General features: G+C 70.8%; 25 protein-coding genes and 1 tRNA gene. 21 read left to right on the top strand and 5 right to left on the bottom strand.

What is annotated here, in order from left to right; all coding sequences use genetic code 11:
* Positions 1 to 136: 136 nt before the first annotated feature.
* From ileS to ndk, 4 genes are read left to right on the top strand one after another with little or no spacing between them, the layout of a single operon-like run.
* Positions 137 to 3,550 carry an isoleucine--tRNA ligase gene (gene ileS, locus IM767_RS15305; RefSeq protein ID WP_109211185.1) on the top strand — a complete coding sequence of 1,138 codons (3,414 nt, stop codon included), beginning with the start codon at positions 137 to 139 and terminating at the stop codon, positions 3,548 to 3,550.
* Positions 3,547 to 4,905 carry a bifunctional folylpolyglutamate synthase/dihydrofolate synthase gene (locus IM767_RS15310; RefSeq protein ID WP_109211186.1) on the top strand — a complete coding sequence of 453 codons (1,359 nt, stop codon included), beginning with the start codon at positions 3,547 to 3,549 and terminating at the stop codon, positions 4,903 to 4,905. Before ileS ends, IM767_RS15310 begins: the two co-directional genes overlap by 4 nt.
* Positions 4,893 to 5,303, top strand: coding sequence for a DUF4233 domain-containing protein (locus IM767_RS15315; protein WP_109211187.1), 411 nt, complete (start codon positions 4,893 to 4,895; stop codon positions 5,301 to 5,303). The genes IM767_RS15310 and IM767_RS15315 overlap by 13 nt, the downstream gene beginning before the upstream one ends.
* 37 nt (positions 5,304 to 5,340) lie before the next feature.
* Entirely contained in the window at positions 5,341 to 5,757 is a 417-nt protein-coding gene (gene ndk, locus IM767_RS15320; protein WP_109211188.1) for a nucleoside-diphosphate kinase, read from the top strand.
* Positions 5,758 to 5,794: 37 nt separating this feature from the next.
* On the opposite strand, the gene IM767_RS15325 is transcribed toward ndk, so the two are convergent.
* Complete coding sequence (locus IM767_RS15325; RefSeq protein WP_109211189.1) at positions 5,795 to 6,412, bottom strand: vitamin K epoxide reductase family protein; 618 nt, start codon at positions 6,410 to 6,412, stop codon at positions 5,795 to 5,797.
* Positions 6,413 to 6,754: 342 nt separating this feature from the next.
* Between IM767_RS15325 and IM767_RS15330 the strand changes: the two genes are divergently transcribed.
* Both IM767_RS15330 and IM767_RS15335 read left to right on the top strand, forming a co-directional pair.
* Complete coding sequence (locus tag IM767_RS15330; RefSeq protein ID WP_109211190.1) at positions 6,755 to 9,295, top strand: Rne/Rng family ribonuclease; 2,541 nt, start codon at positions 6,755 to 6,757, stop codon at positions 9,293 to 9,295.
* 100 nt (positions 9,296 to 9,395) lie between these two features.
* Entirely contained in the window at positions 9,396 to 10,490 is a 1,095-nt protein-coding gene (locus IM767_RS15335) for a glycosyltransferase (protein ID WP_109211191.1), read from the top strand.
* A 5-nt stretch (positions 10,491 to 10,495) separates the two neighbouring features.
* Here the strand turns inward: IM767_RS15335 and IM767_RS15340 are convergent, their stop codons facing one another.
* Positions 10,496 to 10,762 carry a DUF4031 domain-containing protein gene (locus IM767_RS15340; protein ID WP_109211192.1) on the bottom strand — a complete coding sequence of 89 codons (267 nt, stop codon included), beginning with the start codon at positions 10,760 to 10,762 and terminating at the stop codon, positions 10,496 to 10,498.
* Positions 10,763 to 10,924: 162 nt separating this feature from the next.
* Between IM767_RS15340 and rplU the strand changes: the two genes are divergently transcribed.
* The 10 genes from rplU to IM767_RS15390 all read left to right on the top strand — a co-directional run bounded on the left by rplU (position 10,925) and on the right by IM767_RS15390 (position 17,893).
* Entirely contained in the window at positions 10,925 to 11,233 is a 309-nt protein-coding gene (gene rplU / locus IM767_RS15345) for a 50S ribosomal protein L21 (protein ID WP_109211193.1), read from the top strand.
* Positions 11,234 to 11,252: 19 nt separating this feature from the next.
* The gene (gene rpmA / locus IM767_RS15350) at positions 11,253 to 11,510 is read left to right on the top strand and encodes a 50S ribosomal protein L27 (RefSeq protein WP_109211194.1); all 258 of its coding nucleotides are present in this window, start codon (positions 11,253 to 11,255) and stop codon (positions 11,508 to 11,510) included.
* Positions 11,511 to 11,635: 125 nt separating this feature from the next.
* Positions 11,636 to 13,144 carry a GTPase ObgE gene (gene obgE / locus IM767_RS15355; RefSeq protein WP_109211195.1) on the top strand — a complete coding sequence of 503 codons (1,509 nt, stop codon included), beginning with the start codon at positions 11,636 to 11,638 and terminating at the stop codon, positions 13,142 to 13,144.
* A complete protein-coding gene (gene proB, locus IM767_RS15360) occupies positions 13,141 to 13,983 on the top strand; it encodes a glutamate 5-kinase (RefSeq protein ID WP_109211196.1) in 843 nt (280 codons plus the stop codon). The genes obgE and proB overlap by 4 nt, the downstream gene beginning before the upstream one ends.
* The gene (locus IM767_RS15365; RefSeq protein ID WP_109211197.1) at positions 13,980 to 15,239 is read left to right on the top strand and encodes a glutamate-5-semialdehyde dehydrogenase; all 1,260 of its coding nucleotides are present in this window, start codon (positions 13,980 to 13,982) and stop codon (positions 15,237 to 15,239) included. Before proB ends, IM767_RS15365 begins: the two co-directional genes overlap by 4 nt.
* Before the next feature lie 54 nt (positions 15,240 to 15,293).
* Positions 15,294 to 15,518, top strand: a complete 225-nt coding sequence (locus IM767_RS15370) for a hypothetical protein (protein ID WP_109211198.1) — start codon at positions 15,294 to 15,296, stop codon at positions 15,516 to 15,518.
* A gap of 10 nt (positions 15,519 to 15,528) precedes the next feature.
* Positions 15,529 to 16,125, top strand: a complete 597-nt coding sequence (gene nadD, locus IM767_RS15375) for a nicotinate-nucleotide adenylyltransferase (protein WP_109211199.1) — start codon at positions 15,529 to 15,531, stop codon at positions 16,123 to 16,125.
* Positions 16,122 to 17,369, top strand: a complete 1,248-nt coding sequence (locus IM767_RS15380; protein WP_239453397.1) for a hypothetical protein — start codon at positions 16,122 to 16,124, stop codon at positions 17,367 to 17,369. Before nadD ends, IM767_RS15380 begins: the two co-directional genes overlap by 4 nt.
* A complete protein-coding gene (rsfS, locus tag IM767_RS15385) occupies positions 17,369 to 17,749 on the top strand; it encodes a ribosome silencing factor (protein ID WP_109211200.1) in 381 nt (126 codons plus the stop codon). The genes IM767_RS15380 and rsfS overlap by 1 nt, the downstream gene beginning before the upstream one ends.
* 71 nt (positions 17,750 to 17,820) lie before the next feature.
* Positions 17,821 to 17,893: transfer RNA gene (locus IM767_RS15390), tRNA-Ala, on the top strand.
* A 123-nt stretch (positions 17,894 to 18,016) separates the two neighbouring features.
* On the opposite strand, the gene IM767_RS15395 is transcribed toward IM767_RS15390, so the two are convergent.
* Entirely contained in the window at positions 18,017 to 18,586 is a 570-nt protein-coding gene (locus tag IM767_RS15395; RefSeq protein ID WP_109211201.1) for a dihydrofolate reductase family protein, read from the bottom strand.
* Between the two features lie 159 nt (positions 18,587 to 18,745).
* Here IM767_RS15395 and IM767_RS15400 point away from each other — a divergent pair, with 159 nt between their 5' ends.
* The 5 genes from IM767_RS15400 to IM767_RS15420 are packed head-to-tail and all read left to right on the top strand — an operon-like array spanning position 18,746 to position 24,401.
* Positions 18,746 to 19,222, top strand: a complete 477-nt coding sequence (locus IM767_RS15400; RefSeq protein ID WP_109211202.1) for a VOC family protein — start codon at positions 18,746 to 18,748, stop codon at positions 19,220 to 19,222.
* Positions 19,219 to 20,358, top strand: a complete 1,140-nt coding sequence (locus IM767_RS15405) for a PQQ-dependent sugar dehydrogenase (protein ID WP_109211203.1) — start codon at positions 19,219 to 19,221, stop codon at positions 20,356 to 20,358. The genes IM767_RS15400 and IM767_RS15405 overlap by 4 nt, the downstream gene beginning before the upstream one ends.
* 39 nt (positions 20,359 to 20,397) lie before the next feature.
* Positions 20,398 to 21,483, top strand: coding sequence for a zinc-binding metallopeptidase family protein (locus IM767_RS15410; protein ID WP_109211204.1), 1,086 nt, complete (start codon positions 20,398 to 20,400; stop codon positions 21,481 to 21,483).
* Complete coding sequence (locus tag IM767_RS15415; protein ID WP_109211205.1) at positions 21,480 to 23,159, top strand: acyl-CoA dehydrogenase family protein; 1,680 nt, start codon at positions 21,480 to 21,482, stop codon at positions 23,157 to 23,159. The genes IM767_RS15410 and IM767_RS15415 overlap by 4 nt, the downstream gene beginning before the upstream one ends.
* 42 nt (positions 23,160 to 23,201) lie before the next feature.
* Positions 23,202 to 24,401 (top strand): glycoside hydrolase family 3 N-terminal domain-containing protein, encoded by a 1,200-nt coding sequence (locus IM767_RS15420; RefSeq protein WP_239453401.1) that lies wholly within the window; start codon positions 23,202 to 23,204, stop codon positions 24,399 to 24,401.
* A gap of 1 nt (position 24,402) precedes the next feature.
* Here the strand turns inward: IM767_RS15420 and IM767_RS15425 are convergent, their stop codons facing one another.
* A complete protein-coding gene (locus tag IM767_RS15425) occupies positions 24,403 to 25,275 on the bottom strand; it encodes a 3-methyladenine DNA glycosylase (protein ID WP_422613781.1) in 873 nt (290 codons plus the stop codon).
* Positions 25,276 to 25,321: 46 nt separating this feature from the next.
* A complete protein-coding gene (locus tag IM767_RS15430) occupies positions 25,322 to 26,035 on the bottom strand; it encodes an SOS response-associated peptidase (protein WP_109211206.1) in 714 nt (237 codons plus the stop codon).
* Between the last annotated feature and the right edge of the window lie 60 nt (positions 26,036 to 26,095).

Here is a 26,095-nt window from a genome sequence, read left to right on the forward strand (position 1 = left end):
GCAGTGAGAGAGGGCGCTCGGTCCCGGAGCCTGTCGAAGGGCCCGAGCCGCCAATGCAGGGTGGTACCGCGGTCGGTCTGGACTCCAGACGGGTCGTCCCCGCAGGAAGCACACGAGCGAGCACCTGCGAGAGAAGATGACCTACCCCCGCCCTTCCGCCTTCGGGCCCGCGGCCGACCCCTCGACGACCTCGGCGGCCGGAGTGAGCCCCGTCGTCCCCAGCCCTCGCTTCCCCGAGATCGAGCGCGAGACGCTCGCGTTCTGGGAGGCCGACCAGACCTTCCGCGCCTCGATCGACCAGCGCGACGGCGCAGAGGAGTGGGTCTTCTACGACGGCCCGCCCTTCGCGAACGGCCTCCCGCACTACGGCCACCTCCTGACCGGCTACGCGAAGGACCTCTTCCCGCGCTTCCAGACGATGCGCGGCAAGAAGGTCGACCGCGTGTTCGGCTGGGACACCCACGGTCTTCCCGCCGAACTCGAGGCGATGAAGCAGCTCGGCATCACCGAGAAGAGCGAGATCGAGGCGATGGGGATCGCCGCGTTCAACGCCAAGTCGCGCGAGTCCGTGCTTGCCTACACACGCGAGTGGGAGGACTACGTCACCCGCCAGGCGCGGTGGGTGGACTTCGAGCGCGGCTACAAGACGCTCGACCTCAGCTACATGGAGTCCGTGCTCTGGGCGTTCAAGACGATCTACGACAAGGGCCTCGCCTACGAGGGGCATCGCGTGCTGCCCTACTGCTGGCGCGACGAGACGCCGCTGTCGGCGCACGAGCTGCGCATGGACGACGACGTCTACAAGATGCGTCAGGACCCGTCGGTGACGGTCACCTTCCCGCTGACGGGAGTGAAGGCCGAGGCCCTCGGGCTCACCGCCGTGCGTGCGCTCGCGTGGACGACGACCCCGTGGACCCTGCCGACCAACTTCGCCCTCGCCGTGGGTCCCGACATCCGCTATGTCGTGCTGCCCGGCGGGCCGAACGGCGCTGCCGACGTGCACCGCGACGACGAGCCCGCCGAGGCGGAGTCGCACCGCTACCTCCTCGCCGAGGAGCTCCTCGCCGGCTACGCGAAGGACCTGGGCTACGACTCGGTGGAAGCCGCCCGCGCGGCTATCGAGCAGACCTTCCTGGGTGCCGACCTCCAGGACGTCACCTACGACCGCCTCTTCGACTACTACGCCGACGCGGCGACGTGGGGCACCCAGGGCGCCTGGCGGATCCTCGTCGACGACTACGTCACGACCGGTGACGGCACGGGAATCGTCCACCAGGCGCCGGCCTACGGCGAGGACGACCAGCGGGTCACCGAGGCCGCCGGCATCCCGCTCATCATGAGCCTCGATGACGGCGGACGCTTCCTCCCGCAGGTGACGGATGTCGCGGGCGAGCTGTGGATGGACGCCAACCGTCCGCTGATCCGGCTGCTGCGCCAGGAGGGGCGCCTGCTCCGCGAGGCGAGCTACGAGCACTCGTACCCGCACTGCTGGCGGTGCCGGAACCCCCTCATCTACCGCGCGGTGTCGAGCTGGTTCGTCCGCGTCACCGAGATCAAGGACCGCATGCTCGCGGGCAACGAGCAGATCACCTGGGTGCCTGAGAACGTCAAGCACGGCCAGTTCGGCAAGTGGCTGGAAGGAGCGCGCGACTGGTCGATCAGCCGCAATCGGTACTGGGGCTCGCCCATCCCGGTGTGGAAGAGCGACGACCCCGAGCACCCCCGCGTCGATGTGTACGGCTCGCTCGAGGACCTCGAGCGCGACTTCGGCCGCCTGCCCCGCAACGCCGAGGGCGAGGTCGATCTGCACCGCCCGTACATCGACGACCTCACGCGTCCGAATCCCGACGACCCGACGGGCCGATCGACCATGCGCCGGATCGAGGACGTGTTCGACGTCTGGTTCGACTCCGGGTCGATGCCCTACGCGCAGGTGCACTACCCGTTCGAGAACCAGCAGTGGTTCGACGAGCACTCGCCGGCGGACTTCATCGTCGAGTACATCGGGCAGACTCGCGGCTGGTTCTACGTGATGCACGTGCTCTCCACCGCGCTGTTCGACCGTCCGGCGTTCACCGGCGTGTCGTGCCACGGCATCGTGCTCGGCAGCGACGGACAGAAGATGTCGAAGTCGCTGCGGAACTACCCCGACGTCAGCGAGGTCTTCGACCGCGACGGCTCCGACGCGATGCGCTGGTTCCTGATGTCGAGCTCGGTGCTGCGCGGCGGCAACCTCATCGTCACCGAGGAGGGCATCCGCGCGGGCGTCCGGGAGTTCCTGCTCCCGCTGTGGAACGCGTGGTACTTCTTCGCGACCTACGCCAACGCGGCCGGCGCGGCCCCGGACGGCGGGTCGGGCGAGGGCTACCAGGCGACGTGGCGCACCGATTCGACCGACGTCCTCGACCGCTACATCCTGGCGCTCACGGGCGACGTGGTGCGCGACGTGGCCGCCGACCTCGAAGTGCTCGACTCCACGCTCGCGGCGGCGAAGCTTCGCGACTTCGCCGAGGCGCTGACCAACTGGTACATCCGCCGCTCGCGCGACCGCTTCTGGGTAGGCGTGTCAGACGACCCGAAGAGCCGCGAGGCGTTCGACACGCTCTACACCGTGCTCGAGACGCTGACCCGCGTCGCCGCACCGCTCATCCCGCTGGTGTCCGAGCGGATCTGGCAGGGGCTCACCGGTGGGCGCAGCGTGCACCTTCAGGACTGGCCCGACGCCGACGCCTTCCCGGCGGCCGACGACATCCGCGCCGCGATGGACGCGGTGCGCGAGGCATCCAGCGTCGCCAATGCCCTGCGCAAGAAGGAGGGCCGTCGCGTGCGCCTGCCGCTTCCCACCCTGACGGTCGCGGTTGCCGATGCCGCGTCCCTCGGCCAGTTCGACGGCATCCTGCGCGACGAGCTCAATGTGAAATCGGTCGAGCTGATCGAGCTCGGCGACGACGTCTCGGAGCGCTACGGCATCAGCAAGCGCCTGTCGGTGAACGCGCGCGCGGCCGGGCCCCGCCTCGGCAAGCAGGTGCAGCACGTCATCGCCGGCGCGAAGGCGGGCGTGTGGGAGGAGCGCGACGGCGGCGTGGTCGTCGACGGCATCGCCCTCGAACCGGGGGAGTACGAGCTCACCCTCGAGGCGGGTGGGGTCGCCGAAGGCACGGCGATCGCCCTGCTCGCGGGCGAAGGATTCGTGCTGCTCGACACGACGACGACGCCCGAGCTCGAAGCCGAAGGGCTGGCGCGCGACGTCATCCGCGCCGTGCAGGACACGCGCAAGGCGGCGGGCTTCGACGTGAGCGACCGCATCCGACTGGGACTGCTGTTCGACGAGGCCGCCGACGGCGAGGCCGTCGCATCCGCCTTCGAGGCGGCCGACGTCGCCGGCGAGACCCTGGCGGTCGCGCACTCGGTGCGCACCCGCACGGCGGAGCTCGCCACCGCGGGCGACGGACAGGCGCCCGTGGAGTATGAGGCTGTGATCGACGCGGGCACGTACGCGAACCGCGGCGCCTTCACGGTCTCGGTCGGACGGACGGGGGCCTCGGCATGAGCGACCGCGACCGCCGCCGCGCCGACGCCGTCTACGAGGCGCTGCTCCAGAGGCAGGGCGAGCGGTGGGTGCAGCCGCGCGTCGAGCGCACCCGCCGCGTGCTCGAGCTTCTCGATGACCCGCAGAAGACGTACCGCGTGGTCCACGTGACGGGGACGAACGGCAAGACGTCGACGAGCCGCATGATCGAGAGCCTGGTGCGCGCGCACGGCCTGCGCACCGGCCTCTTCACGAGCCCGCACCTCGAGCGCTTCACCGAACGGATCATGGTCGACGGCGAGCCGATCGACGATGCCGCCGTCGCCGATGCGTGGGACGAGATCGAGCCGTTCGTGGACATCGTCGACGCCGAGCTCGAGGCGAACGGCGATGCGCCGCTCACGTTCTTCGAGCTGCTCACGGTCCTGGCCTTCGTCGCCTTCGCCGACGCGCCGATCGACGTTCTCGTGCTCGAGGTGGGGATGGGCGGGTCCTGGGACTCGACGAACACCGCCGACGGCGACGTCGCGGTGTTCGCACCCATCGACCTCGACCACGCCGACCGCCTGGGCGACACCATCGCCGAGATCGCGCACGTCAAGGCCGGCATCATCAAGGACGGCGCCGCCGTCGTCTCGGCGCGACAGGATGCCGCCGCCGAGGCGGTGCTGCGCGAAGCCGCTGAGGCGCAGGGCGCCACGATCGCGTTCGAAGGCGGCGAGTTCGCGCTCGCCCAGCAGCGGCTCGCCGTCGGCGGGCAGCAGATCACGGTCAGAGGTCTTGCCGGCACCTACGAGGACGAGTACCTGCCGCTCTACGGCGGGCACCAGGGATTCAACGCCGCCCTGGCCATCGCCGCCGTGGAATCGCTCGTGGGCGGCGGCTCCCAGCGCATCGCGGGGGACGTCCTGGCCGAGGGCCTCGGAAGCGTCACCTCACCCGGCCGTCTGCAGCTGGTCGGGGCGAACCCGACGGTGCTCGTCGACGCGGCACACAACCCCCACGGCGCGCGGGCTCTCGTCACCGCACTGCGGGAGGCCTTCGACTTCGACGAGTGGGGCGTGGTGCTGGGGGTGCTCTCCGACAAGGACGCCGCCGGCATCGTCGCCGAGCTCGCGCCGGTCGCGGCGCAGGTGTTCGCGACGGCGCCCGACTCGGACCGCGCCGAGGATGCCGACGCGATCGCGGATCTGGCCGAGGGTCACGATCTGCGCGTCACGGTGCACCGCGACCTCGCCGACGCCGCCGACGCGGCGAGGGCGTGGGCTGCGGCATCCGATCGCCGCGCCGTGGTCATCGCGGGCTCGGTCGTGCTCGCGGGCGAGGCGCTCGCCCTCGCGAGCGCGGACGACTGGAAGGCAGGGTGGAAGCAGTGAGCGCCGAGGGGCAGCCGAAGCCCCGCCGGCCCCGGGGCGCCGCCGAGTCGCTCGCGACCATCGTGCTCGGCTTCGAGTCGATCATCGCGTTCCTCGCGGGACTCGTGATCTACGGCCTCAAGGCGCTGCCCACGGGCATCGAGCCGTGGTGGGGCATCGTCGCGGGCTCCGTGGTCGCGGTGCTGATGATTGCGACGACCCGCGTCGTGCGCTACACCTGGGGGATCGCGCTCGGCTGGGTGCTGCAGGCCGTCGTGGCGCTCGGCGCCCTCCTCGTTCCCGCACTCGCGCTCGTCGCCCTCATTTTCGGCGGCATGTACGGGTATGCGACGATCAAGGGGGCAGCTCTCGACCGGCGCAATGCGCGCCTCGCGGCCCATCCTCCCGAAGAGCACTGACCCCCGAACAAGCCTGACCCCCGAAACGGAGACTCGCATGGCCATCGAAGAGACCCTCGTCCTCGTCAAGCCGGACGGCGTCGCTCGCGGCCTCACCGGCGCGATCCTCGCCCGCATCGAGGCGAAGGGGTACGCCCTCGTCGACATCCGGCTGGTCGAGCCCGACCGAGAGCGGCTCGAGCGCCACTACGCCGAGCACGAGGGCAAGCCGTTCTACGAGCCTCTGCTCGAGTTCATGATGTCGGGCCCGTCGGTCGCCATCCGTCTCGCCGGCAACCGCGTCATCGAGGGCTTCCGGTCCCTCGGCGGCACGACCGATCCGACGACGGCCGCTCCGGGCACGATCCGCGGCGATTACGGACGCGACTGGGGACTCAAGGTCCAGCAGAACCTCGTCCACGGCTCCGACAGCACCGAGTCCGCCGCGCGCGAGCTCGAGATCTGGTTCAGCTGACCGCTGTCGCGGCCGGTCTCCGTGCGACGCGCGGGGGCTAGCCGAACAGCGTCTGCCAGATGTTGACGACCGCGTTCATCTCCAGCTGGGCCAGCAGCAGGATGACGGCGTAGCTGAGGATCGCAGCCAGGGGCACCCAGGCCATCAGCCGGTCGGCGACGTGGCGAACGCGCTCCGATGCGGGAACCTGGCCGGAGCGCAGCATGTGGAGGGTCACCGCGTAGAAGGTCGGGATCGTCACCGACCATGTCACCATGCACCACGGGCAGAGGGTGTGCAGGTCGTAGAGGCTCTGGCTGATGAGCCAGATGACGAAGCCGAACGCGAACGCGATCCCTGCCCAGAAGCACCACCAGAACCAGCGGGCGAAGCGCGCGCGGGCGAGGATCGCCATCCCGACCACGATGGGCGCCACCCAGCCCGCGATGCCGAGGAGCGGGTTGGGGAAGCCGAACACGCTGCCCTGCCACGAGTCGAGGTTGGCGGTGCACTGCACCAGCACGCTCAGGTCGCACGAGGCGATGGCGTCGGGGTCCGCGAGCTTCTCGAGCTTCTCGACCGTCAGCGCGAAGGCCGCCCACCAGCCGACGACTCCGGCGATGACGAGCCATATGGCGAGCCCGGTGGGACGGGTGTGGTTCTGCTGGTCGGGCATGCCTCGGATTATGGCACCGGGATCTGCACGGATGCCGCACCACGGCGCCGTGCAAATCGACCGGCTGCGGCGTGGGGAACGCGCTGCGCGGCCGCGAATGGGCATTCTGGCGGGGTAGGTGCGATAATGGGGGGCGATGACTCACGGCCGCGCCGTGACGATCATCACCAGAAGACTTCAGGGCGACGAATGCCCTTGGCAGCGCGAGCATCCGCTGAGAGCCGAGCTCCGCTGCAGACCGAGTGAGTTCGCGGCACCGCCCCGTCCGGAGGGGCATGGGCGGCGCCGCACGAGATTTCGCCGGGCGACGCGCGGTGCCGCCCCGCTAGGAGTACGCCAGTGATGGCTGATGGAAACGATGCAGAATTCACCCCTCAGACCGAACCGGATGCGCCGCTGACGCCAGCGGACGAGTCCGTCGAGGTCGATGCGGAGGCGGAGTCCCCGGCCGAAGCGCCGGCGGCCCCGCAGGAGAGCGCGCAGGCCGAGGCGCCCGCCGAAGCGGGCGAGCCCGAGGCGAGTGAGCAGCAGCCTGACGAAGTGACGGGCGAGGCCGACGCGGACCACGTCGCGGTGACTGATGCCGATGCCGGGCCGACGGTCGAGGCGCCCGAAGAGGCGGCGAAGGCCGAAGACGCGCCGAAGGCCGAGGATGCCCCGAAGGCCGAGGACGCGCCGAAGGCCGAGGACGCGCCGAAGGCCGAGGATGAGCCGCAGGGCCTGCAGGCGTCCGACGAGCCGGAGCAGCAGGCCGAGGAGCCGCAGACCCCGCAGGAGCCGCAGCCGGCCGAGGAGCCGCAGGCCCCCGCCGAGCCGGAGCCGGTGACCGCCCAGAGCCTGGGACTTCTGCCCGATGTCTTCGTGTCGGCTGTCTCGACGCAGCTGCACTTCTACGCTCCCGAGATCGTGGTGCTGCCCGCCCGCGCCGGGCGCACGCAGCCCGAGCCCGCGCCCGAGGCGGACAGCGCAGCGTCGACCAGCTCGCGCCGCCGCAGCCGTCGTCGCGGCGGAGAGGGCCGGGACGAGGCATCCGGCGCGTCCGACGAGCCGAAGCAGCCGCAGCAGACGCGCCAGCGCGCCGTCGAGCTCATCACCGAGCCGCAGCGCATCAAGGGCTCCACGCGCCTGGAGGCCAAGAAGCAGCGCCGCCGCGACGGCCGCGAGGCGGGCCGCCGCCGCGCCGTCGTGACTGAGGCCGAGTTCCTCGCGCGCCGCGAGGCCGTCGACCGCGACATGATCGTGCGCTCGCGCAACGGCCGCATCCAGATCGCCGTGCTCGAAGACAACGTGCTCGTCGAGCACTACGTCGCCCGCAACCAGGACGCGTCGCTCATCGGCAACGTCTACCTCGGCCGGGTGCAGAACGTGCTGCCCAGCATGGAGGCGGCGTTCGTCGACATCGGCCGCGGCCGCAACGCCGTGCTGTACTCGGGCGAAGTGGACTGGGACGCCGTCGAGACCGGCAACCAGCCCCGTCGCATCGAGCTCGCGCTCAAGACCGGCGACCGCGTGCTGGTCCAGGTCACGAAGGATCCGGTCGGCCACAAGGGCGCCCGTCTGACGAGCCAGATCTCGCTCCCCGGTCGCTACCTGGTGTACGTGCCGGGCGGCAACATGAACGGCATCTCGCGCAAGCTCCCCGACACCGAGCGCGCCCGCCTGAAGAAGATCCTCAAGGAGGTGCTCCCCGAGTCGTCCGGTGTCATCGTGCGCACCGCGGCCGAGGGCGCCACCGAGGAGCAGCTGACGCGCGATGTGCAGCGTCTCACCAACCAGTGGGAGCACATCTCGAAGCAGATCGAGACGATCCAAGCGCCGTCGCTGCTGCACTCCGAGCCGGACCTCCTCGTCAAGATCGTCCGCGACGTCTTCAACGAGGACTTCTCGAAGATGCTCATCCAGGGCGACGACGCGCATCACACGATCTCGAAGTACCTCGAGTCCGTCGCGCCCGACCTCCTCGAGCGCGTCGAGCGCTACGAGGGCGAGCACGACCCGTTCGACGTGTTCCGTGTCACCGAGCAGATCGAGAAGGCGCTCGATCGCAAGGTCTGGCTGCCCTCGGGTGGATCGCTCGTCATCGACCGCACCGAGGCGATGACGGTCGTCGACGTCAACACCGGCAAGTTCGTCGGCTCGGGCGGCAACCTCGAAGAGACCGTCACGAAGAACAACCTCGAGGCTGCGGAGGAGATCGTCCGGCAGCTGCGGCTGCGCGACATCGGCGGCATCATCGTCGTCGACTTCATCGACATGGTGCTCGAGTCCAACCGCGACCTCGTGCTGCGGCGCCTCGTCGAATGCCTGAGCCGCGACCGCACCAAGCACCAGGTCGCCGAGGTGACCTCGCTCGGTCTCGTGCAGATGACCCGCAAGAAGCTCGGTCTCGGGCTCCTCGAGACCTTCAGCGAGGCGTGCGAGGTGTGCGCCGGCCGCGGGCTCATCGTCCACCACGACCCGGTCGTGAAGCACCGCGCACCGGCCGCCGGTGCTCCGTCCTCCTCCTCGGGCCGTCGCCCGCGCGGCGGGTCTCCCGCGCCGTCCGCCGGCGGCTCGAACGGCACTCACGTCATCACCGAGGGCGTGAAGTCGGCGCTGGCACAGATCGCGGCATCCACGATCCATCACAACGATGAGGCCGCGCCCGCCGAGGCCGCGCCGGTCGCCGAGCCTGCCCCCGCCGAGCGCCCGAAGAAGCAGCGCAAGAAGCGCCAGGACTCCCGCGCCAAGAAGGAGGCGCGCACCGAGAAGGACCTGCTCCTGGATTCGGTGCTCAACGCGCTCCCCGAGCCGAAGGCGCCCGGTCAGGGTCGCTCGCGGCGACGGGTCACCACGGCTGCGCTCACCGGAACGCCCGTTCCGCACACTCCGTCCGAGGACTGAGCAGCACGCGCCCCTGTCCGGCTCCGGCCGGGCAGGGGCGCGTGCTCTGTCGCCCGGGCCGCGCGCTCGATAATCTGGGCGCCCGGGGAACGGAGGCGCGATGGCGCGCTACATGTTCGTGACGTGGGACGGTGGCGGCAACCGCATGCCCACCATCGCCGTCGCGCGCGCACTCGCGGAGCGCGGTCATGACGTGCGGGTGCTCGGACACGACGCGCAGGCCGCAGCGTTCCGGGCCGCCGGTCTGCGCTTCACGCCCTACCCGAGCGCCCCCGGCTTCGTGCTCGACCCCCGACCCGCAGGACTGCTGGGGCTGTTCACCGACAGGGGACTGGCTGACGACACCGTCGCCCAGCTCGCGGCGAATCCCGTCGACGTGGTGGTCGTGGACTGCATGCTCCTGAGCGTGCTGGATGTGCTCGACCGGATGGACCAGCGCTTCGCGATCCTCGAGCACACTCTGCACGACTTCCTGGCCCGCGGCGCCCGGGCGCTGGCGGTGCTGGTCTGGCCCCGGGGTGTGCGCGTCAGCCGACCGCGATCCCACGCGGCACCGATCGTGGTGGCATCCGTTCCGAGTCTTCGTGTGCCCTTCCCCGCGCAGCCGGCGCTCTCGGCCGCACCGGGAACCGTGGTCTACGCGGGTGCCATGACACCGGCGGTCGCCGCGCACCCGGCGCAGCCGACGGTGGTGCTGAGCCTCAGCACGTTCCGGTTCGCCGGACTGGTGGCCTCGTGGCAGCGCGTGCTCGACGCCGTCGACGGCCTGGAAGCCCACGTCGTCGCGACACTGGGCCCCGCGCTGAGGGCGGGGGAGGTGCGGGTGCCGGCCGGTGTCGAAGTGCACGAATGGATGCCGCACGAGCAGGTTCTCCCGCGGGCATCGCTGGTCGTCGGCCATGGTGGGCATGGGACGACGCTCGCCGCGCTGGCTCACGGCGTGCCGGTGCTGGCTCTGCCGCTGGATGCCACGTCGGACCAGCCGCGCATCGCGAGGGCGGTGACCTCGGCGGGGGTGGGGGAGACTCTGCCGAGCCGATCGGGGCCACACGCGATCCGGGCGACTGTGGAGCGGATGCTCGCGAGCAGCGCGCTGCACTCGCGTGCCGAGCGCCTGGGCGCGGCCATCAGAGAGCTGGACGGGCCGCGACGGGCCGCCGACGTGCTCGAGCTGTCGGCATCCGCCCGCGGGTGAAGAGATCAGTGACGGTCACGGGCGCGCACCCGGAGACCGGACGCGATCAGCCGCCGCACCAGTTCGTGGCCGCTGACGTGCTCGGCTCCCGCCGCGACCAGGCGCGCGTGCGCCTCTTCGGGCACGTCGTAGTGATCGAGGTCGAAACCGCGGCGGGGGATCCCGTTCGCCGCGGCGAAGGCGTGGAGTTCGTCGAGGTCGGTGTCCGTCACCAAGTGCGCCCACAGACGCCCATGGGCCGGCCAGCGCGGATCGTCGATCAGGATCGCCACGAGCAGATCCTACGCACCGGATGCCACGACACGGTGCTGCCCGCTTTCGCGGACTGATCCGGCATCTGGTAAAGTGGACCCTTGGTGCGTCGAGAAATCCGCACCAAGTCTTTCATGACGTCCTGAGCGCGTGCGCGTGCTCCCAGAAGAAACAGGTGTGAAGTGGTTTACGCAGTTGTGCGCGCCGGTGGCCGGCAGGAGAAGGTCGAGGTCGGCACGATCGTCGTTCTCGACCGCCAGGCCGCGAAGGTCGGCGACAAGATCGAGCTCCCCGCGGTGCTCTTCGTCGACGGTGACACCGTCACGACCGACGCCGACAAGCTCGCGAAGGTCACCGTGACCGCCGAGGTGCTCGGCGAGGAGCGCGGCCCGAAGATCGTGATCCAGAAGTTCAAGAACAAGACCGGCTACAAGAAGCGCCAGGGCCACCGTCAGGACCTCACGCGCGTCAAGGTCACCGGCATCAAGTAAAGCCACAGGAGACGCAGAGATGGCACACAAAAAGGGCGCAAGCTCCACCCGCAACGGTCGTGACTCCAACGCACAGCGCCTCGGCGTGAAGCGTTTCGGTGGCCAGGCCGTCAACGCCGGCGAGATCCTCGTCCGCCAGCGTGGCACCCACTTCCACCCCGGCGCCAACGTCGGCCGCGGTGGCGACGACACGCTGTTCGCACTCGCTGCGGGCGCGGTCGAGTTCGGCCACAAGGGCGGCCGCAAGGTCGTCAACGTCGTGGCGGTCGCGGAGTAAGCCTTCGACAGGCTCATGCACCGCGACAGTGGCGCACACTTCCGGAAGGGGCGGGCTTCGGCTCGCCCCTTTCCCTTATTCCCATCCCGGATCACCGGGAAGCACCCACACCTGAGGGGGACCGCATGGTCACGTTCGTCGACCGGGTGACGCTGCACCTGCGCGCCGGCAAGGGCGGCAACGGCTGCGTGTCGGTCAAGCGCGAGAAGTTCAAGCCGCTCGCCGGCCCCGACGGGGGCAACGGCGGCCACGGCGGCGATGTCGTGCTCGTCGCCGACCCGCAGGTGACGACGCTGCTGTCGTACCACCACTCGCCGCACCGCTCGAGCGGCAACGGCGGCTTCGGCATGGGCGATCACCGCTCCGGTGCCGCGGGCGAGCCGCTCGTGCTGCCGGTTCCCGTGGGCACGGTCGTGAAGGACACCTCCGGTGAGGTGCTCGTCGACATGATCGAGCCCGGGATGCGGTTCGTCGCGGCGCCGGGCGGCCTCGGCGGTCTCGGCAACGCCGCGCTCGCCAATCCGAAGCGCAAGGCCCCCGGTTTCGCACTGCTCGGCACGCCGGGCTGGGAGGGCGACGTCCTCCTCGAGCTCAAGACCGTCGCCGACGTGGCGCTGGTGGGCTTCCCGTCCGCCGGCAAGTCGAGCCTGATCGCCGCGATCTCGGCCGCGCGGCCCAAGATCGCCGAGTACCCCTTCACCACGCTCCACCCGAACCTCGGTGTCGTCCAGGCGGGCGAGCAGCGCTTCACCGTGGCCGATGTGCCCGGTCTCATCGAGGGTGCGAGCGAGGGCAAGGGGCTCGGTCTCGAGTTCCTCCGCCACGTGGAGCGCTGCACGGCGCTCGTGCACGTGCTCGACTGCGCGACGCTCGACCCGGGCCGCGACCCGCTCACCGACCTCGACGTCATCACCGCGGAGCTCGCCGCGTATCCCGTGCCCGAAGGCCAGACGCCGCTCCTCGAGCGCCCGCAACTCGTGGCGCTCAACAAGGTCGACGTGCCGGAGGCGAAGGAGCTGGCCGACCTGGTGCGGCCCGACCTCGAGGCCCGCGGCTTCCGCGTGTTCGAGATCTCGACCGTGAGCCATGAAGGACTCCGGCAGCTGACCTTCGCGCTCGGCGACATCGTGGCGCAGCATCGTGCCGAGCAGGCAGCCGCCCCGGCGCCCGAGCGCATCGTCGTGCGCCCGAAGGGCGCCCAGAAGGAGTTCGCGGTCCGTGTCGAGGGCGGGACGTACGGCAACATCTACCGCATCCTCGGCGAGAAGCCGCTCAAGTGGGTGCAGCAGACCGACTTCCAGAACGAGGAGGCTGTGGGCTACCTCGGTGATCGCCTCGAGAAGCTGGGCGTCGAGGACGAGCTCTTCCGGGCCGGCGCGACGCCCGGTGCCACCGTCGTGATCGGCGAGGGCGACGGCATCGTGTTCGACTGGGAGCCGTCGATCTCGTCCACGGCCGAGCTCATGACCGCGCCGCGCGGCACCGACCCGCGCCTGCTTCGCGACACGCGTCGCACGACCTCGGAGCGTCGCGAGAAGTACCACGACCGCATGGACGCGAAGGCCGAGGCCCGCGCCGAGCTGGAGGCCGAGCGCCTCGCCGAGCGAGGCTGGGACGACGAGGAGGCCGAGTGAGCGCGCACGAGAGGCGTGACCTGCCCCTCGCGCGCCGGGTCGTCGTCAAAGTCGGCTCGTCCTCCATCAGCGGCGACAACGCCCACAAGATCAAGCCGCTCGTCGACGCTCTCGCTGCGGCGCACGGCCGTGGCACCGAGGTGGTCCTCGTCTCGTCCGGCGCGATCGCGACCGGCATGCCGTACCTGCTGCTCGACGAGCGCCCCAGCGACCTCGCCACACAGCAGGCCGCGGCGGCGGTGGGCCAGAACGTGCTCATCTACCGCTACCAGGAGGCGCTGCGGCCGTTCCGGATCGTGGCGGGGCAGGTGCTGCTCACCGCCGGCGACCTCGAGAACGCGACGCACCGCTCGAACGCGCGGCGTGCGATGGAGCGCCTGCTCGGCCTGCGGATCCTCCCCATCGTCAACGAGAACGACACCGTCGCCACGCACGAGATCCGCTTCGGCGACAACGACCGCCTTGCAGCCCTCGTGGCACAGCTGATCGGCGCGGACGCGCTCGTGCTGCTCAGCGACATCGAGTGCCTCTACACGCGTCCGCCGGACGAGCCCGGCGCGCTGCCGATCCCGCACGTGTCCTACGGCGACGACCTGCACGGATTCGAGTTCGGATCGGTGGTCGTCAACAGTGTCGGCACCGGGGGAGCGGCCACCAAGGTATCCGCCGCGCGGCTGGCCGCGGCATCCGGAATCGGCGTCCTCGTGACCAGTGCCGACCTGGTAGGCGAAGCGCTCTCGGGCGACGAGATCGGCACGTGGTTCCAGCCCAATCCTGAGCCCGCGGCGCCCGCCGCGACCGGGCCCGTGCGCACCGCGGTCGATAGACTGGGCGGATGACCACCACCGCCACGACGGCACGGGAACGGATGCTGCTGGCCAAGGACGCCGCCCGCAGCATCGGCCTCCTCGGCGACGACGCGAAGCGCGACGCCCTCCTCTCGATCGCGGACGCGATCGAGGCGGCCACCCCGCAGATCGTGGCGGCCAACGCCGAGGACCTCGAGCACGGACGCGCCACCGGGCTCTCCACCGCGCTGCAGGACCGCCTCCGCCTGGACGAGCCGCGCGTCGCGGCACTCGCCTCGGCGGTGCGCGAGATCGCGGCCCTTCCCGACCCGGTCGGACGCGTCCTCGACGAGCGCACGCTGTCCAACGGCGTATCGCTGACCAAGGTCGCGGTGCCGTTCGGCGTCGTCGGCTCGATCTACGAGGCCCGGCCGAACGTCACGGTCGACATCGCGGCCCTCGCCCTTCGATCGGGCAACGCGGTCGTGCTGCGCGGCGGGACCGCCGCCGAGCACACCAACGCCGCTCTCGTGCGTGCGATGCGCGGTGCGCTGGCCGAGCGGGGCATCGACCCCGAGGCCATCCAGACCGTCGACGAGTTCGGGCGCGACGGTGCCCGCGAGCTCATGCACGCGCGCGGGATCATCGACGTCCTCGTGCCGCGCGGCAGCGCCCAGCTCATCGAGACGGTCGTCACCGAGTCCTCGGTGCCCGTCATCGAGACCGGCGCCGGAGTCGTTCACATCGTGCTCGACGAGTCCGCCCCGCTCGAGTGGGCTCGCGACATCGTCGTGAACGCGAAGACCCAGCGTCCGAGCGTGTGCAACGCGGTCGAGACGGTCCTCGTGCACCGGAGCGCCGCCGATCGCCTGGTCGGTCCCGTCGTGGAGGCCCTGCAGCAGGGTGGGGTCACCGTGCACGGCGACGAGACGGTTGCGCGCCTCGCGGCCGGCGTGACGCCCGCGACCGACGAGGACTGGGTCACCGAGTATCTGAGCCTCGACCTCGCAATGCGCGTCGTCGACGATCTCGACGAGGCGCTGGACCACATCCGTCGCTACTCGACCCATCACACCGAGTCGATCGTGACGCAGGATGCCGCCAACGAGGCGCGCTTCCTCGCCGAGGTCGACTCCGCCGTCGTGATGGCCAACACGTCGACGCGCTTCACCGACGGCGGCGAGTTCGGCTTCGGCGCCGAGGTGGGCATCTCGACCCAGAAGCTGCACGCCCGGGGTCCCATGGGCCTGGCCGAGCTCACGAGCTCGAAGTGGCTCGCGCGCGGTGCCGGGCAGGTCCGCGTCTGACGGAATAGACTGGTCCAGTCCTGCGCCCCAGAGGCGAACCCGAACGGAGCCCGAATGACACTCGCCACGATCATCGCCCTCGCCGCCGAAGAGGCCGAGCACCACGGCAACGTCGCCCTCGAGACGGTCTGGTACGGCATCGTCGCGATCGTCGTCTTCGGCGTGCTGGCCCTCGTGACCGCGTCGTACCGCAACGTGGCGAACCGCCACTCGCACAAGGCCGAGGCGTACGCCAAGGCACACGCCGACGACGTCCAGCGAGCGGGGCACGGCCACTGAGGCTTGCTGCATGTCGGTGACGACAGCCCCCCGCATCGGGGTCATGGGCGGAACGTTCGACCCCGTGCATCACGGGCACCTCGTGGCCGCCAGTGAGGTGGCTCAGTGGTTCGACCTCGACGAGGTCGTCTTCGTGCCGACGGGTCAGCCGTGGCAGAAGGAAGACGTCTCGCCGAGCGAGCATCGCTACCTCATGACCGTCATCGCGACGGCATCCAATCCCCGCTTCACGGTCAGCCGCGTCGACATCGACCGCGAGGGACCGACTTACACCATCGACACGCTCCGCGATCTGAAGGCCCAGCGCCCGGACGCGGAGCTGTTCTTCATCACGGGCGCCGACGCCATAGCGCAAATTCTCAGTTGGAGAGACCATGATGAGTTGTGGGACCTCGCCCACTTCGTCGCGGTGTCCAGGCCGGGGCATGTCCTGAACACCGACGGCCTGCCCAGCGACGACGTCAGCCAGCTCGAGATCCCCGCCCTCGCCATCTCGTCGACGGACTGCCGCGACCGAGTTCAGCGAGGACACCCCGTGTGGTACCTCGTGCCGGACGGGGTCGTCCAATACATTGCGAAGCACCATCTCTACCGGAGCAAGGAATGAGTACACCCGAGCACCCGGCAACGCCAGCCCTCACGCGGAAGCAGATCCGCGAACTGCGGAACACCGGATCCACGCCGGTGATCGCGCCGCAGACCGACGCCCCCGAAGGCTCGGAGGCCACCGCCCCCTCCGCGGCACCGCCCGCCGCGCCGCCGGTCACCCCGCCGCCGGCGCCCGTCGCCGCCGCCCCGTTCCCACGCCCCGCCGAGCCCGCACCGGTGGCACCCGCGCCGGTGCCCGACGCAGCCGTCGACCTCGGTGTCTCGCCCCTGACCCGCCGGCAGGCGAGGCAGCAGGAGCGGATCCGCACCGCGTCGGTGCCGGTGATAACCCCCGAGGTCGTCGCCGCCCACGCCGCCGCGACCGCAGGTGCGGCTCCCGCGTTCGCGTTCCCGACCGCTCCGCCCGCCGTCGCCCCGTTCCCGGAGCCCGAGCGCCCGCTCTTCGCCCCGCCCCACGACGACTCCGCCGAGGTCTCGACCGACAGCGGCATGCACGCGCTCTTCGGAATCCCTCGCGAGACCGAGGACGCCCGGCCCGCTCCCGCCCCGCGCTGGGAGCCGCCGGCTCCGCCCGCGGCCTCGGTGCCCGCGCCTGCGGCCTCGGTGCCGGCGTTCGCCGCCGAGCCCGCGTTCGTCGCCGAGCCCGCGACCCGCACCACTGACGAGGACGATCTCTCCGACGTGTTCGGCGGCGCCACCGCCGCGCCGGAAGACGCCGACGAATCCGCCGCGCCCAAGGCCGTCAGCCCGCTGCTCGGAGCGAACCTCCTCGACGAGACCCCCGTCGCCGCGGCGCCGCAGGCGGTCGACATGCCGCCGTCCTTCGATCAGCTGCTCTCGCGCACGACCGGGTCGATTGCAATCCCCAACACGCTGATCGTCTCGCAGGCCCCCGAGATCGCGCCGCTGGTCGCCCCGGTCACCGCGACAGGCGAGGTCATCGTCACCGGCACGTTCAACCTGCCCGAAGGGCTCGGGTCGACCGGTCATGCCAAGGGCACCGCCGACGGCAAGGAGATCGACGCCACCCTGGTCGACGGCGAGCTGCCGTCGCACTCGTCGCCCACGCCGATCGCCGCGAGCTCCGCGGTGAGCACGGCGAAGGCGCCCGGCGACGTGATCAAGCCGCCGGCACCCGAGAAGGGCGGCAAGCTCATGATGTCGCTCGCCATCACGGCGGGTGTCCTGGCCCTGGCCCTGGTGGGCGTGCTGATCCTCGCCTTCGTGACGGGAGTCTTCTGATGGTCGCCAGTGCGCAGTCGCACGACATGCTGCAGATCGCCGCGGCCGCGGCGGATGCGAAAGGCGGCGAAGACCTCGTCGCCCTCGACGTGTCGGAACCGCTGCCGCTCGTCGACATCTTCCTGCTGGTCACCGGTCGCAGCGAGCGCAACGTAGCCGCCATCGCCGACGAGATCGAGGACAAGCTGCTCGAGGCAGGGCACAAGCGCCTGCGCCGTGAGGGGCGCGAGGAGTCCCGATGGGTGCTCATCGACTTCGGCGACCTCGTGGTGCACGTGTTCCACGAGCAGGAGCGGGTGTACTACGGCCTGGAGCGACTGTGGAAGGACTGCCCCGTCGTGCCGGTCACGCTGCCCGCCCGCGCGGCCGTCGAGGAGTGAGCCTGGTACGGAGCACCCTTCCGGGTGTTGTAAGCTAGACGAGTTGCCCCGCGAGAGCGGGAACGACATCCGGGCCTGTGGCGCAGCTGGTAGCGCACCTGCATGGCATGCAGGGGGTCAGGGGTTCGAGTCCCCTCAGGTCCACCGGAAAGAGGCCGCCCGACAGGGCGGCCTCTTCCGTTTCCGCCGGCATGATCTCGGGGCGCACCGCTGCCTGCAGCTCTCGGCCGATGAGGGTGCCTCTGGGCCGCACCCGGCGCCCCGCGGTCAGACCATCGCTCCCGTGGGTCGATAGCGGAGCGCGACGGCTCCGGAACGCAATTCGCGGCGATCGACGAGGTCGAGCTGAATCCGCTCGCGAAGCCCGGCGAACAGCGTGGGCCCGTGCCCGGCCAGCACCGGCTGCACCAGGAATTCGTACTCGTCGATCAGTCCCAGGTCGGCCAGAGCGAGCGGCAGGGCGACACCGCCCACCCAGAGCCCCTCGCCCGGTTGCTGCTTCAGCTGCGTGACGGTGCGCTCGAGGTCGCCGCGCAGCAGTTCGGCGTTCCAATCCGCCGCGGTCAGGGTTCTGGAGATGACGTACTTCTCCGCCCGGTCGATGGTCTCGGCGAACGGGATCTGCCACTCGTTCATCCAGTCCGGCCATGCGCCCGTGGAAGGTCGCCGCCACGCAGACTGCATCATCTCGTACGTGACCCGGCCGAAGAGCAGAGCGTCGGCTTCTGCCAGCCGAGCAGCCCAGTACTGCATCGACTCCTCGTCCGGCGGGAGGCCCGCCTCGTGGTGGCAGCAGCCGTCGAGTGTGACGTTGATCGAGTATCGCAACGGCCTCATCGTCTTTCCTCTCTTCATTGGAACGGTCACTCAGTACAACGAACGAGTCGTCCGAGACCGGACACTTCAGCCCAGGCACTTCATGCAAGCTGCGCACACCGACGTCATCAGCGTCCTCGCCCATTGCGCCTGCCGGAGCCGTCGGGGAGGGTGGAACGCATGAGCGCTGTGACCCCCTTCCTCTGGTTCGACGACTCGGCTGAGGAGGCCGTCGCGTTCTACACCGCGCTCGTGCCGGAGTCGGAGATCGTCACGATCGATCGCTACCCCGGCGAAGTGCCGGGCATGGGCGGCAAGGTGATGCACGTGCACTTCCGGCTGGGTGGCCGCGACTACTACGGGATGGACGCCGGCCCGCAGTTCCCCTTCACGGAGGCCGTCTCGCTCTACGTCGCGTGCCGTGACCAGACTGAGGTCGACCGCTACTGGGACGCGCTGACGGCTGACGGCGGCCAGGAGCAGCCGTGCGGTTGGCTCAAGGACCGCTGGGGACTGTCGTGGCAGATCATCCCCGAGCGCCTGGTGGAGCTCATCCGGCATCCCGATCCCGAGATCGCCCACCGCGCCGTCCAGGCGATGCTGCGGATGCGGCGGATCGACCTGGCCGTCCTCGAGGCGGCCGTGGCGGACGGATGACGAGACTTCTCCGCTGGGCGGCCGCCGGAGGTGTCATCCTCGCCTTGAACGCGGCGTCCGCCTGCAGCGCCCCGGCCACCGCGCCCGCACCGTCGTCTCAGGCTCCTTCGGTGGGACCCACACGATCCGCGCCGGCCGAGTCGTGGTGGCGGGTCGGAAGCGTGACGGGCGCCCTCGCGTCGGGACTGAGCACGCCATGGTCCGTCATACCGCTCGCCGGCGGCGGAGCACTCATCTCCCAGCGCGACGACGGCGCCGTGCGCGAGCTGACCGCCGGCGGTGAGCTCCGCACGGTGGGGACGATCCCGGGCGTCGTGTCCGGCGGCGAGTCCGGCCTGCACGGCATCGCGCTCCTCACCGCGGAGGATCCTGCGGTGCTGTACGCATACTTCGGATCAGCGCAGGATAACCGAGTGGTGCGGATGCCGCTTCTCGGCGACGCGGGAGCGCTCGCCCTCGGCGAGGCCGAGGTGGTGCTCGACGGCATCCCGCGCGCGAGCACCCACGACGGCGGCCGCCTCGCGTTCGGCCCGGACGGATTCCTCTACATCACGACCGGCGACGCGCAGCAGCGCGATGCCGCACAGGACGCCGATGCGCTGGGCGGGAAGATCCTCCGCGTGACGGTGGACGGCGAGCCGGCGCCCGGAAACCCCTGGGGCACGCGGGTGTGGTCGATGGGACACCGCAACGTGCAGGGGATCGCCTGGACGGCCGACGGCACGATGTGGGCCAGCGAGTTCGGTCAGAACACCTGGGACGAGCTCAATCGCATCGAGGCGGGAGCCAACTACGGTTGGCCCGTGGTGGAAGGCGAAGCCGGTCGCACCGAATTCGTCGACCCGGTCGCCCAGTGGCCGACGAGCGAGGCCAGCCCGAGCGGCATCGCGGCCGTGGGCGACACCGTGTTCATGGCGGGGCTGCGCGGCGAACGGCTGTGGCAGATCGACACGCGGTCAGGCGAGGCCGCGGGAGAACCCGTCGCCGCACTCGTGGGCGCCCACGGACGCCTCCGCGATGCGGTCGCGTTGCCCGACGGATCTCTGTTTATCCTGACCAGCAACACCGACGGCCGCGGGGCGCCGCGCGCCGACGACGATCTGCTGCTGCGGGTGGAGCTGGTCCCGGAGCCGTGACGTGTCTCCGGCGCCTTCGCGGGGCGCTACGGTGAGACCGTGAGCACGCAGCCCCGCTGTCCGCATTGTCGCCACTTCGTGTACCTCGACACGCTTCGCTGTCCGAACTGCGAGGCCGAGATCGGGTATCACCTGCCGACGCGCGAGTTTCACGGCGTCCGCCACGGGCAGGTCGAGATCGACGGCGAGAACTGGTACACGTGCTCCAACCGCGAGTGGGCGTGCAACTGGCTGGTGTGGGAGAACGCGCCTGCGGGTCGCTGCTTCTCGTGCCGGCTCACCCGTCGCCGTCCCGCGGCCGACGACACCGTGGCGCTGGAGAAGCTCGCGAAGACGGAGGAGGCCAAACGTCGCCTCATCCTGCAGCTGGCCGACCTGGGTCTGCCGATCGTCGGCTGGGATCTGCAGAAGGGCGGTCTCGGCTTCGACCTCATCTCGAGCCTGTCCGACGGCAAGCCGGTCACGATCGGGCACGCGAACGGCATCATCACGATCGATCTCGCCGAGAACCTCGATGACCGCCGCGAGGCGCTCCGCGTGCGCCTCGGCGAGCCGTACCGCACCATCCTCGGACACCTACGTCACGAGGTGGGCCACTACTACCAGAACGTGCTGCTCACCGACGATCAGCTGTGGGCCCGGTGTCGCGAGCTCTTCGGCGACGAACGGACCAGCTATCGCGACGCGCTGAAGCGCCACTACAAGTTCGGCGCCCCGTCCGACTGGCATGAGTCGTTCATCTCGGAGTACGCCACGATGCACCCGTGGGAGGACTTCGCCGAGACCTTCGCGCATTATCTGCACATCACGGGCACGCTGCAGACCGCGGCGGTCATCGGCATCCACCTCGACGCGTCCGTGACGAATCTGCGCGACACCGACGTCGTGCCGCTCGCCTCGTACGAGAACGAGCCGATCCAGCGCCTGCTGACGGACTGGGAGTGGATGTCGCAGGGCTTCAACCGGATCAACCGCTCGATGGGCTTCGGCGACCTGTACCCGTTCACGATCGTGACCCCGGTGCGGCACAAGCTCGCCTTCGTGCACGACATCGTCACGCGCGCGCCGCTCAGCCCAGGCGAGCAGTACGCGCTCGCGATGGTGGGGGAGCGGGAGCAGGCATGACCTCGTTCGCGCGCGGGCAGCGGGTGATCGGCGCGGCGACGCACTACGTCGACAATCAGCCGCCCTGGCGCGTGGACGTCGATGAATACGCACTCAACGCCCCGCTGCGCGAGGGTGTGGCCGGGTTCGGCGCGGGGTGGGCGGAGGAGACCCTCGCCGAAGCGGGGGCGCTCGTCGGCTCGGCCGCCTTCCAGCGCGATGCGCACCTTGCAAACCTGCACACGCCCGTCGCCCATGCGCACGACCGATGGGGCTACCGCCTCGACGAGGTGGAGTACGACCCGTCGTATCACCGGGTGATCGGGGAGGCGATCGCCCGCGGCGCGCACACGTCCGCGTGGGCCGAGCCTCGGCCGGGCGCCCACGTCGCGCGTGCGGCGATGTTCTTGCTGTTCGCGCAGGTCGAGCCCGGGCATGCCTGCCCTGTGTCGATGACCCACGCTGCGGTCGCGTCGGTCGAGGGATCCCCGTGGGTCGCCGATGACTGGCTGCCCCGTGTGTATTCGCGGGAGTACGAGCCTCGCCTGATCACCGAGGGACCCAAGCGCAGCGCGCTCATCGGCATGGCGATGACAGAGAAGCAGGGCGGCTCCGACGTGCGGGCGGGCACCACGGTGGGCGAGGCGATGGGCGGTCACGCCTATCAGCTCACCGGCCACAAGTGGTTCTGCTCCGCGCCGATGTCGGACGCGTTCCTCGTGCTCGCGCATACGCGAAGCGGTGGTCGCGACGAGGGCCTGTCGTGCCTGTTCGTGCCGCGGGTCCTCCCGCACGGGATGCGGAACGTGTTCCGGATCCAACGGCTCAAAGACAAGCTCGGCAACCGTTCCAACGCGTCGGCCGAGGTCGAGTTCGACGGCACGGTCGGCTTCGTGGTCGGCGAGCCCGGCCGGGGCGTCCGCACGATCATCGAGATGGTCCAGCGCACCCGGCTGGACTGCGTGCTCGGCACGGCAGCCGGCATGCGGCAGTCGGTGGCCGAGGCGCTGTGGCATGCCCGCGGACGCGAGGCGTTCGGCGCCCTCCTCATCGACCAGCCCGCGATGACGGCGGTGCTCGCCGACCTCGCCATCGAATACGAGGCGGCGCTCCTGACGGGACTGCGCCTCGCGCAGCTGTTCGAGGCCGAGGCTTCCGATCGCGACCGCGCGCTGCGCCGGCTCGCGACGCCGGTGTCGAAGTACTGGGTCTGCAAGCGGGGTCCGCATCACGCGTACGAGGCGCTCGAGTGCCTCGGCGGAAACGGCTACACCGAATCGTTCCCGCTGGCGCGGCGCTATCGCGAGCAGCCGGTGATGGCCATCTGGGAGGGGTCCGGCAACGTCATCGCGCTCGATGTGCTGCGCGCGCTGACGCGGGACCGCGACTCCGGTGAGGCGTTCGCCGACGAGCTGGGCTCGACCGCCGGAGCCTCGCCCGTGCTCGACCGGCACGTGGAACGCACGCTCACCCTGCTGCAGCGCCTGTCCGGCGCGGATGCCGACGACGCCGCGTCGCAGGCCCGGCGCCTCAGTGAGGACCTCGCGCTCGCCTTCCAGGCCTCCCTCATGCTCCGGCATGCGCCCTCGTCCCACGCGGAGACCTTCATCGCCGCCCGGTTGGGCGAGGACCGCGGGGTCCAGTACGGCGTGCTTCCGGCACACACGGATGCCGCCGCCATCGTCGCCCGGCACTGAATCGTGAGCGCCCCCACGGGCGGGCGCACCTAGGCTGGACGAGTGACTTCCGCGCGACGAACCGCCCTGCTCGGCGCGCTCCTGGCGATCACCGCGACGCTGTGCGGCGCCTGTGCCGCGCCGCAGGAGCCGACACCCGCACCGACGGCGTCGACAGCGACCCCGTCCGCCACCGCGACCCCGGAAGCAGCCGACCCCGCGGCGGCCGTCGTCGACGCGATGTCGCTGCGCGAGCGTGCGGCCAGCGTCGTCATGGCACACATCCCGACCACGGATCCGGCCGCTCTCCGGTCGTACATGGAGTCCGATCAGCTCGGGGGCTTCCTGCTGATGGGCGCGAACATCCCCGAGGACGCGGCCGCGCTGCAGGCGCTCACCGCATCGCTGACCGTCGATCCCGCCCGCCCGCCTCTGATCGCGATCGACCAGGAGGGCGGCGACGTTTCGCGCCTGCCGTGGGACGACCTCCCCGCGCCCTACCAGCTGCAGCAGGCGGATCCCGCGGCGGCCGAGGCCGCGTTCGCCGGACGCGCCGGTCTGGTGCGTCAGGCGGGCATCCCGGTGAACTTCGGCATCGTCGCCGACGTCACTGCCGATCCGGGTTCGTTCATCCATCGGCGCACCCTCGGCACGACGCCCGATGCTGCTGCGGCCCGGGTGGCGGCCGCGGTGCGCGGCGAGCGGGGCACCGTGTTCTCGACGCTCAAGCACTTCCCGGGTCACGGGGCCGCCCCGGGCGACTCGCACTCCTCGATCCCCACGACCGCGATGTCACTCGATCAGTGGCGCTCCGCCGACGCCGTGCCGTTCCGGGCCGGCATCGACGAGGGGGCAGAGCTGCTCATGTACGGCCATCTCGCCTATACGGCGGTGGATCCGGCGCCGGCGAGCCTGTCGGCCGAGTGGCATCGGATCGCCAGGGACGAGCTCGGGTTCGACGGAGTCATGGTCACCGACGACCTCGGCATGCTGGAGTCCTCCGGCGTCCCCGAGTACGCCGACCCCGTCGCCAACGCGGTGACCGCGCTCGCCGCCGGAAACGACCTCGTGCTGACGGTGGTAGGTTCGACGGCCGAGACCGCCCCGGCGATCGTCGACGGCATCGTGGCAGCCGTCGAGTCGGGCACCCTCGCCGAGGACCGTCTCGACGACGCCGCCACACGCGTCATGGAGCTGCGCCTGGCGCTGGCCGACTCCGCTGGAGGGGCGCTGCCCTGCACGACGTGCGATCCAGAGGGCTGAGTCAGACGGCCGCCGCCGCGAGCAGCCGCGCGCGGATCGGCCGGCCGCGCTCGGCGAACGCGCGCTGCGCGCGCACGTAGGCGGCCTTCCCGTCGGGCGTCTCGATCGGCACCGGGTCGTAGCCCCAGTCGCGGAGATCGTAGGGCGACGCGCGCATGTCCAGCTCCCGGATGTCGCGGGCCAGTTCGAACGCGTCGAGCAGCACCTCGCCCGGCGCCAGTGGGCCGAGTTTCACCGCCCACTTGTAGAGATCCATCCCCGCGTGCAGGCACCCGGGCTGCTCGAGCTCCGCCTGCCGATCGCGGGTGGGCGCGTCGCGGTTTCGCGGCACCGCATCTGGTGTGAAGAAGCGGAAGGCGTCGAAGTGGGTACAGCGGAGATCGTGCGCCTCGACGACCGCGTCCGTCGCCTCCTGACCAAGACGCAGCGGAACCGGATGCCGGTGGTCGGCCTGCCGGTAGACCATCGCCCACTCGTGCAGGCCGAAGCAGCCGAATCCCGGTGCGCGGCCCGCCGTCGCCCGCAGGATGCGCGCCACGTTGGCCACGAGCGCGCCCCGCTCAGCCCGGATGCCCGCGCCGTCGACGACCACCGAACCCGGCGTTTCGCCCGCGCGGTACCAGCGCCACGTCGCGCGGGCGTCGGATGCGGCATCCGCCAGCTCCACGCCCGCTCCGGGGTGCCACCGGTGCAGCACCGCGGGCTTGTACGAGTAGTACGTGAAGAGGAAGTCCTCGACCGGATGCGCCTCCCGGCGCGCCGCACGCTCGCGATGCGCGCGCGTCAGCGCCTGCGCGCGGGCCTCGTGCGCAGCCGCGCGCTCGCGCCACACGCCCGCCGGAAGCATCGGCGCGGCGGAGAGGGCGATCGTCACCGTACGAGGATACGCCGGGGATCCCGCGCGGTCGCGGGGAGCCGGGTCAGGAGTCCGCGGGCTCGATGAGCTCGGGGGAGTTGTTGCGCACGTTCCCGACGGCCTTGGACACCTCGTGGTCGCTGAGCGTGTCGGCCAGGGCCGGAGCGGCGTCGATCGCCGCATCGAGGACGTCGCGAACGTTGTCGGTCGTCGGATCGAGCCACGCGTCCGCGTGGTCGGGGTCGAGGAACAGCGGCATGCGGTCGTGGATGGAGCCGAGGTGCCCGATCGAGTCGCGGGTCAGGATCGTGAAGCTCAACAGCCACCGCTCGGGGTCATCGTCGCCCTTGGTCTTGTCGCGCCACCACTCGTAGAGCCCCGCCAGGAACAGGGGCTCACCGTCGGCGGGATGGATGTAGTGCGGGATCTTGACCCCGTCCACGTTCTTCCATTCGTAGTAGCCGGATGTCGGAACCACCGCACGCCGCTTCTCGAGCGCGCTGCGGAACATCGGCTTGTCTTCAAGCTCCTCCGCGCGGGCGTTGAAGGCGCGGGCGCCGATCTTGGTGTCCTTCGCCCAGGACGGGATGAGACCCCATCGGGCGGCCTCCAGGCGCCGCGTGGGGGGCTCGGTCTTGGCCGAGTCGAGCACGATCGCGACGCTGTTGGTGGGCGCCACATTGAAGGAGGGGGCGGGCAGGTCATCGCCCTCGACGTCGACTCGCAGGACACCGACGAGGTCGGAGCCGGCACTGGCCACTACGAAGCGTCCGCACATGCGGCCAGCCTACGCGCGGCCGCCGACGTACGGCCCGCCACACCCGTCGGCGTGCGTGGC

The organism is Microbacterium ureisolvens, assembly GCF_015278315.1.
GTDB lineage: Bacteria > Actinomycetota > Actinomycetes > Actinomycetales > Microbacteriaceae > Microbacterium > Microbacterium ureisolvens.